The sequence below is a fragment of the Paraburkholderia sp. RL17-381-BIF-C genome, from assembly GCF_046026435.1.
Taxonomy (GTDB): domain Bacteria; phylum Pseudomonadota; class Gammaproteobacteria; order Burkholderiales; family Burkholderiaceae; genus Paraburkholderia.
The window spans coordinates 1-6,275 of record NZ_JARESX010000142.1; the positions used below are offsets into that span (position 1 = coordinate 1).

The 6,275-nt window shown below is 60.1% G+C and carries 6 protein-coding genes and 2 pseudogenes; 1 reads left to right on the plus strand and 7 read right to left on the minus strand.

The window, feature by feature from the left end:
- Positions 1-194 precede the first annotated feature (194 nt).
- From P0D70_RS35920 to P0D70_RS35945, 6 genes and pseudogenes are all read right to left on the minus strand, one after another.
- Positions 195-1,247, minus strand: coding sequence for a Cj0069 family protein (locus tag P0D70_RS35920; protein ID WP_408188010.1), 1,053 nt, complete (start codon positions 1,245-1,247; stop codon positions 195-197).
- Between the two features lie 65 nt (positions 1,248-1,312).
- Positions 1,313-2,356: a hypothetical protein gene (locus P0D70_RS35925; protein ID WP_408188014.1), complete on the minus strand. Its 1,044-nt coding sequence runs from the start codon at positions 2,354-2,356 to the stop codon at positions 1,313-1,315.
- A 51-nt stretch (positions 2,357-2,407) separates the two neighbouring features.
- Positions 2,408-2,749, minus strand: coding sequence for a DoxX family protein (locus P0D70_RS35930; protein WP_408188015.1), 342 nt, complete (start codon positions 2,747-2,749; stop codon positions 2,408-2,410).
- 37 nt (positions 2,750-2,786) lie between these two features.
- Positions 2,787-3,035, minus strand: a pseudogene (locus P0D70_RS35935) (hypothetical protein); the annotation flags it as partial.
- Between the two features lie 50 nt (positions 3,036-3,085).
- Positions 3,086-4,258, minus strand: a complete 1,173-nt coding sequence (locus tag P0D70_RS35940) for a chromate transporter (RefSeq protein ID WP_408188011.1) — start codon at positions 4,256-4,258, stop codon at positions 3,086-3,088.
- A complete protein-coding gene (locus tag P0D70_RS35945; protein WP_408188012.1) occupies positions 4,258-5,235 on the minus strand; it encodes a chromate resistance protein ChrB domain-containing protein in 978 nt (325 codons plus the stop codon). Before P0D70_RS35945 ends, P0D70_RS35940 begins: the two co-directional genes overlap by 1 nt.
- Positions 5,236-5,382: 147 nt before the next feature.
- Between P0D70_RS35945 and P0D70_RS35950 the strand changes: the two genes are divergently transcribed.
- On the plus strand, positions 5,383-5,517 hold the full coding sequence (locus tag P0D70_RS35950) for a hypothetical protein (RefSeq protein WP_408188013.1): 135 nt from the start codon (positions 5,383-5,385) through the stop codon (positions 5,515-5,517).
- Positions 5,518-5,905: 388 nt separating this feature from the next.
- Here P0D70_RS35950 and P0D70_RS35955 read toward each other — a convergent pair.
- Positions 5,906-6,275 (minus strand): annotated as a pseudogene (locus P0D70_RS35955) (SMP-30/gluconolaconase/LRE-like region family protein); the annotation flags it as partial.

A 6,275-nucleotide genomic window follows, 5' to 3' on the forward strand; every position in this document is an offset into this window, starting at 1 on the left:
TTTGAATTCGCTTCCGGTGACTTTAACTGCGCTGCACCGACACCGACCGTTCAGCCTCAACTCGACGGCGTGTCGTGAGCGTGAGCATTCTTTCTGAGGGCCACTGCGAGCGTTTCCTCGTCCACGATCGATGAGGTAACCGGGCTTGCGATTCCTCACCACGCGTGCACCTCAGCGGAACCTCGGATCGAGGTCTATTTTTTACGCAGACGTTCACTCACGAGGCGAGCAATGGCCGCCGGCGCCTGCTCCGGTATGGCGAAAACCGAGCTGATGTTGATCTCGCAGAGGACGTAAGTATCGCCCGATTCGGTGCGCGGCCCATACAGAAAGTCGGCATCCCAGATAATCGGCAGCGAAGCGCTATCGATGTTCAGGAGTTCCATCATTTGCGGCGTCCATTCGAGTTCCATTTTCGCTCTGAGGGCCTGGAACGGTTCGGCCGAGGCAGGGTACATGATACGTGGCCCGGGCTGCGCAGCGTCGGAGTCGGGGCCTTCCGGCGGCGGCGGTATCAGTGCCTTGATCAACTGGTGTCCAAACCCGACAACCCTGTCGGTTCCCATGTAGCAGCGAATCATGCCGTCGGGCAGGCGGGACTGAAAGGGTTGGTCAACAATGCAGCCATCGGGCGTGAGGTATGCCTCGCAGCGCGCCATGAAATCGTGAAGCGTCGTCTCTTCAGGCATGCTTCCTCGGAGTGCGTGCAGAACTCGAACCACTACGGTGTCGCTGCCCATCGGCGAGATTTGCTCGACTTTCCAGACCCCTTGACCTCCATTGCCCCTGTTTTGTTTGAGCACGCGCGGTCCTGCCGATTGCAGCCGGAACGGGAACTCGGACTGAAACGCGGATTTGCCTGGATATAGATGGGTATCCGTTCCCCAGCCGAGATGCTTGGTGCGATGTAGAACTTCCTTGACGCCCATCTTCAGGATAACGTCAGGGTGGGCGCTGACCCAGGGTCCGCGCGACGCCACCTCTCGCAACATCGCATCGAGAACGACTCGAGTCTGTCCGTCGTGAATCGGATCGACCCATACCAGTACTCCATCGACATTCAGGAGTTGCTCACGCACTTCGTCTACCATCTCATCGGAATAGACTGCGGGTTCCGCCTGGATGCCGATCGCCGTCAGTTCTTCGAAGATGCGATAAAAGCGATTATTCCCCGGTGTCGCACTTTTACGCGTCTCAAGATCGCCGCGCCACAATACGGCCACCTTGCCCGTTTCAGTTTGACTCATCTCATCCTCCAGCGACTCGGCCAACTGACGAAGTGTTTAACCGCCCCGAGTGGGCCACGACTGCCTCAGCCTTGCGGTGCCATGATGCGCAACGTCGCCTGTCCCTGAACATCCTTGAGCGGGAAGTAGGCACGATGCGTCGACTCATCCACCGCGACGACATGCGCGTTAGGGCCGACGCGGCCGTCGCCGATCTTCGACACGTTTCCGGCGTCGGCTTTGAACAGCGACACGATGCCGGCTTCGCCCGCGACGTAGAGCAGATGCAGTTGTGAGTCGAAGGCCAGGACGTCCGGATCTTGACCAACGCCGAAGGACGACGTGACTCGCATCGTGCGCATGTCGAGCACAAGCAGCTTGTTATTGCCTTCACACGCGATAAAAGCCAGCCGTTGTTGGGGTTCTATCAGTAACCCGTGATTGCCCTGCGCGCCTGCCAGATCGATCCGTGTGATGATCCGGTCCGTGGCGGGATCGATTTCGAGTAGTTGGCGCCGGGATTGCACATTCACAAAGATATGTCGGGAAACCGGATCGTATTGGGTATTGCCGACTTCACCGCCGAGCGGGATCGTTGCAAACCGCGTGTTAGAGCGAATGTCGATCACCGTCTCGGTGTCGCCCGTTTCGTCGGATACATAGAGCTTGTGCGCATCGGGCGCGTAGGCCATGCCGTCCGGGTAGCTGCCACCCGGCACGCGAGCGACGATCTTTAGTGTGGCTTCATCGATCGCGACAATCTCATTTGAACCGGTGGCCGACGCATACACGCGTGACAGTGCTGGAATCGCTAAAACACCATGCACTGAGGCCACGTTTGGAATCCGAGCGATCACACGCGCTGCACGCGTGTCGAACACGACCACCTCGCCGTCGCCCAGATGGGCAATGAATAGCAGGTGGCGCTCCTGGTCAAGGCTTGCGTAGTCGAGACGGGTCGGCTGTCCGCCAAGCGGCACGTCGGAGAGATGTTTTAACGGCAGGCTGCCCGTTTTAAGACCGTCGTCCGCCCCTGATGCAGAGAACACCGCGCCTCCCAGCGCGGCAGCGATAGCGCACGCGGCAGCAAGCAGCCAACGAGCTTCAGGCCGATTCCAAAGTGCGTTCATGATGCGAGTTTTCATCCGTGTGTCCTGTTGCATCAAACGTGTCTGTGCATTTCAACGACTGGAATCGGACTTCCCGGCTCCGCTGGATTTCCTTGAAACCCGGTGATCAACCGACCATGAGCCGCTGCTGGCGCCCAGCAACTCGCTAAGGAGCAGCACTATGCCGAAATACATTGCGCCATAGCCCCAGTCGCCGTGAGGCACGATGACGCTGCTCACCGCATCCCGCAGCGAGGTCAATGAGTTCGCGGAATTGGCGACTGCCCGCACGGCGAAGATGGCGACGATCGGATACCCCGCCAGCCTTGTTCCCAGTCCGGCAATGAAACTCAATCCCGCGAGAATCTCGATCGCGCGAAGGATCGTGCCGATGGCAACGGTGCCGAATGACAACGAGCTTGCCCGTCGCGGGATGGTAACCAACGACATCCCAGCCGGAGGCTTCTACAGCAGTCGTCGCGGCAACCAGTTGTGCCTTGAACTTCCCATAGGAACCGGAATTCCTGTCTATGATCTTTGCCAGGTTGCCCTTCGGCTCACCACCTTTCCCCGAGATGCTGGTCCAGTAAATTGTGTGCAGCCCCGGCTCTTCTGCGGCGCGTACGGTTTGTGCCTGGGTCAGCATGATTCCCGCGTCGAGCGCAGCGGAGTCTTGCAGGAAGGTACGCCGTGTTGCCATGATGACGACTCTTGTAGGATGCGCGCACGCGGCTGCCTTCAGAAGGCGTGCTAATGGATAAGCGGATAGACAGCCAGACCAACCAGGGCGGCCGCAACGACAATGACCGGCTCCTGCAGCTTCCTGAAACGCCAGAGCAGCAAGAGCGTCACAAGAGCAAGCACAACAGTCGGCCAGTCGACGATCGAGCGCCGCGCGATGACAATGACTGAGCCCGTGATCGCGCCCACGGCCGCCGCCGTAATGCCGTCGACGAACGCCTTGACGGCCGGTAACTTGCCGTACTTTTTGAAGTACGGCGCGGGCAGCACCGTGAACAGATAGCAAGGCAGGAAAGTCCCGAGTGCGGCGATGCAGGCGCCCGGGAATCCGGCGACGAGATAACCGATGAAGCCAACCGTAATCACGACTGGCCCCGGCGTGATCATCGCGACGGCCACCGCATCGACAAACTGTTTGTCGTTGAGCCAGTGGTGTTCGGTCACGACACCGCCGTAGAGGAAGGGTACGATTGCGAGTCCCGAGCCGAACACGAACGCGCCGGCCTTGGCGAAGAACAGACCGATCTGACCGAGCAGCGGCAGGTCAAGACCACTCAGGACACCGCTCGCACCCGGCGCCTGCGTTACGGCAAGCGCGTTCAATCCGCCCTTGCCAAGCCATTGCGGGGGAGCACGCCGGAACCAGTTGAGCAGCCCGCCTCCGATGAACAGCCATGCGATCTCGGATTCAGTGACCACGGTGACGACAGCGAGCGTCAGGAATATCGCCCACAGCAGTCTGTCTTTGCCGATGGTCTTCCTGGTCAGCCTGTACGCGCTCATCGCGATGATTCCGACCACCGCGGCGCCTACGCCATAGAAGACAGCCTGCATCCAGGAGAGTCCGCCAAACTGCGCGTAGGCCCAGCCAAGCGCTACAACCATCAGGAACGACGGCAGGACGAACGCGATACCGGCCACGCTTGCGCCGACGACGCGGTAATGCACGTAGCCGAGGTAGATGCCAAGTTGTGCGGCGAGAGGCCCTGGCATCATTTGAGCCAGCGCCAGCCCCTCCTTGTAGTCCTGTTCGCTGATCCAGCCCCGGCGCTCGACGAGGTCGCGGTGCATATAGCCGACCAGCGCCACCGGACCGCCAAAACCGAAGGTGCCGAGCCGCAGCATGTAAAGGACCATCTGGCCGAGCGTGTAGCCGGGCGCGGGCGCTGTCGTGGTGTTCATCAACGGCCCCCAGCGCTGCTAATTCTCTTGCTCGTTGCGAAGTGCGCGTAGATCGAATCCAGTACGTGCCCCATCTCGTCGAGCAGTCGGTCGTCGTCCAACGCGCGCTGCCGTGCGCCGGCCATCACCGCTTCGAAGCCGATCGCCTCGGGCACCGCTGCGCCGCCGACATCCAATGCGTGCACCATCTCACCGAGCCGCAGCAGCGCGGGGTCGTCGTCGAGACCAAAACTCACGAGCAGCACCTCAAACGTCACGCGCTCACCCACGTGCGTAAAGGCGGCGCCGTCGAAGTCGAAGCCGAGCGCGTCCGTCGGGCAGCCCTCCGGCGACACGAGCCACAGGAAGCGCGCCTGAGGATCGATGAAGCGACGGATCAGCCATGCGCTCGCGACGCGGTCGACCCATAGCCGTTGCCGGGTTGCCCACGTGCGGGCCTGATACTCGTCGCGCCGTAATGGCTGGATGGCCCGCTCGGCCGCATGCGGTTCACCCGGCGACAGGACTGTATCCGCGAGCGCTACGAAGTCTTCCCAGGCGATTTCAGCGTCGGTCGACGCGGCGCCCGGGAAGTAGTCGATCGTCCGGATCGCGTCATAGTCCTTGCGCAGGCGACGTAGAAGGCGGGTGACCTCCGCTGGTGCCTGGCCTCCCAGCGTTTTCCGCGCGGCTCCCAGTGACGCGACAAACATACCGTAATCGTCGTTCCGATCGAACAGTGCGCGGAAGTCCACTTCCTGCGACGGGTGCAGGCTTTGTGCCCGCAGCAGATGGGCGGTGCCGCCGGCTTCGTCGATGCTGCCGGCGAGCTCGCGCAGCATGTCTTCGCGCTCTGCGGTATGCGGCAGCAGGTAGATGCCGTCGCGCAGGACGGCGCACCCCTTCGCTTTCAGCGCCCGCCACGCCCGCATGCGCGCGGTGGCGTTCTCGGTGGGAAAGGTCAGGACCAGTACGGCCCAGGTGGTCAAGGTGGTCATGTAAAGTAAACTACGCGCATGTAGCGTCCTTTACAAATTTTTTTATTTTGACTTCGGCGGAGCCGTATTGGCCCGCTATGGAATTGAATTCTGACGTCAGGCGCACGAAACAAGAACTCCCTCGCGGCCTCAGTGGATGTGGCGGTGATGAATATCGGGGAAATGCGCGTGCGTATGGGTAACAGGCGTGTGTCGGTGGAAATCGAAGAGCCGGGCAATGTCTCCCTGACTGACAGCGCCTCCCGTCATCGACCGTTCCGCCTCAACGACGGCGTGTTGTGAGTGTGAGCATTCTTTCCGTGGTCCATAGCGACCGTTTCCTTGTTCACGATCGATGAGGTGATCGGCCTTTCGGTTCCTCACCAGGCGTGCTCAACTTTTCTCTTCGCAAGACAAGTGGCATCAGGCGCCTTTGTCTACCAAAATTCCGAACAGAGCGTGAACGAGGGGAATGACGTGGGACGGGTCACCAGGATTCCTTTTATCGCGGCGCTAATCGTATTGACAGCTTGCCTCGTAGTTGGGACGCGGACATTCGTATGGCACGGCATCGATTACGAATTTGCTCCGAAATGGATAAACCTTCAGCACTGAGCACCTTTTTTCGACGGTTGGCCAGCTTGCGGCGGTATTGGTTGCTGCGTTTGCCAGCCTGTCAGGAATTTCCGAGTCAATTGACGCTGAATGGCAACGCCAGCATTGTCTTGGTCGCACTCGCCGCGGTTCCAGTCATTGCGGGCGGCGTCCAGCGATACACCACGATGCTTGAGTCGTTATAGTTGTCCTTCGTGATCTCATATTCGCCGGTCGACCGTCGATACGCCCGAAGTCCGTACATCGAATCCACGTCGTTACCCACGTCGACCATGTTCGGATTGCTATTCGCGAGCGTGATATCGAGCTTACCGGTCGTGAGGTTAAAAGCATCGACATTCGGGACGGTGTGAACGTAGCCGACAAACAGATAATTACCGGCGGCCACAATTGATTTTGGATTTGCGCCGGTAATGTTGATGACCGGGTTCGGCGTGGTCCTGTTT

Bases quoted from the DNA above. Each gene is read 5' to 3' on its own strand.
- P0D70_RS35920 (WP_408188010.1), bottom strand. From the start codon at position 1,247: ATGAGTCAAACTGAAACGGGCAAGGTGGCCGTATTGTGGCGCGGCGAT.
- P0D70_RS35945 (WP_408188012.1), bottom strand. From the start codon at position 5,235: ATGACCACCTTGACCACCTGGGCCGTACTGGTCCTGACCTTTCCCACC.
- P0D70_RS35925 (WP_408188014.1), bottom strand. From the start codon at position 2,356: ATGAACGCACTTTGGAATCGGCCTGAAGCTCGTTGGCTGCTTGCTGCC.
- P0D70_RS35940 (WP_408188011.1), bottom strand. From the start codon at position 4,258: ATGAACACCACGACAGCGCCCGCGCCCGGCTACACGCTCGGCCAGATG.
- P0D70_RS35950 (WP_408188013.1), top strand. From the start codon at position 5,383: ATGAATATCGGGGAAATGCGCGTGCGTATGGGTAACAGGCGTGTGTCG.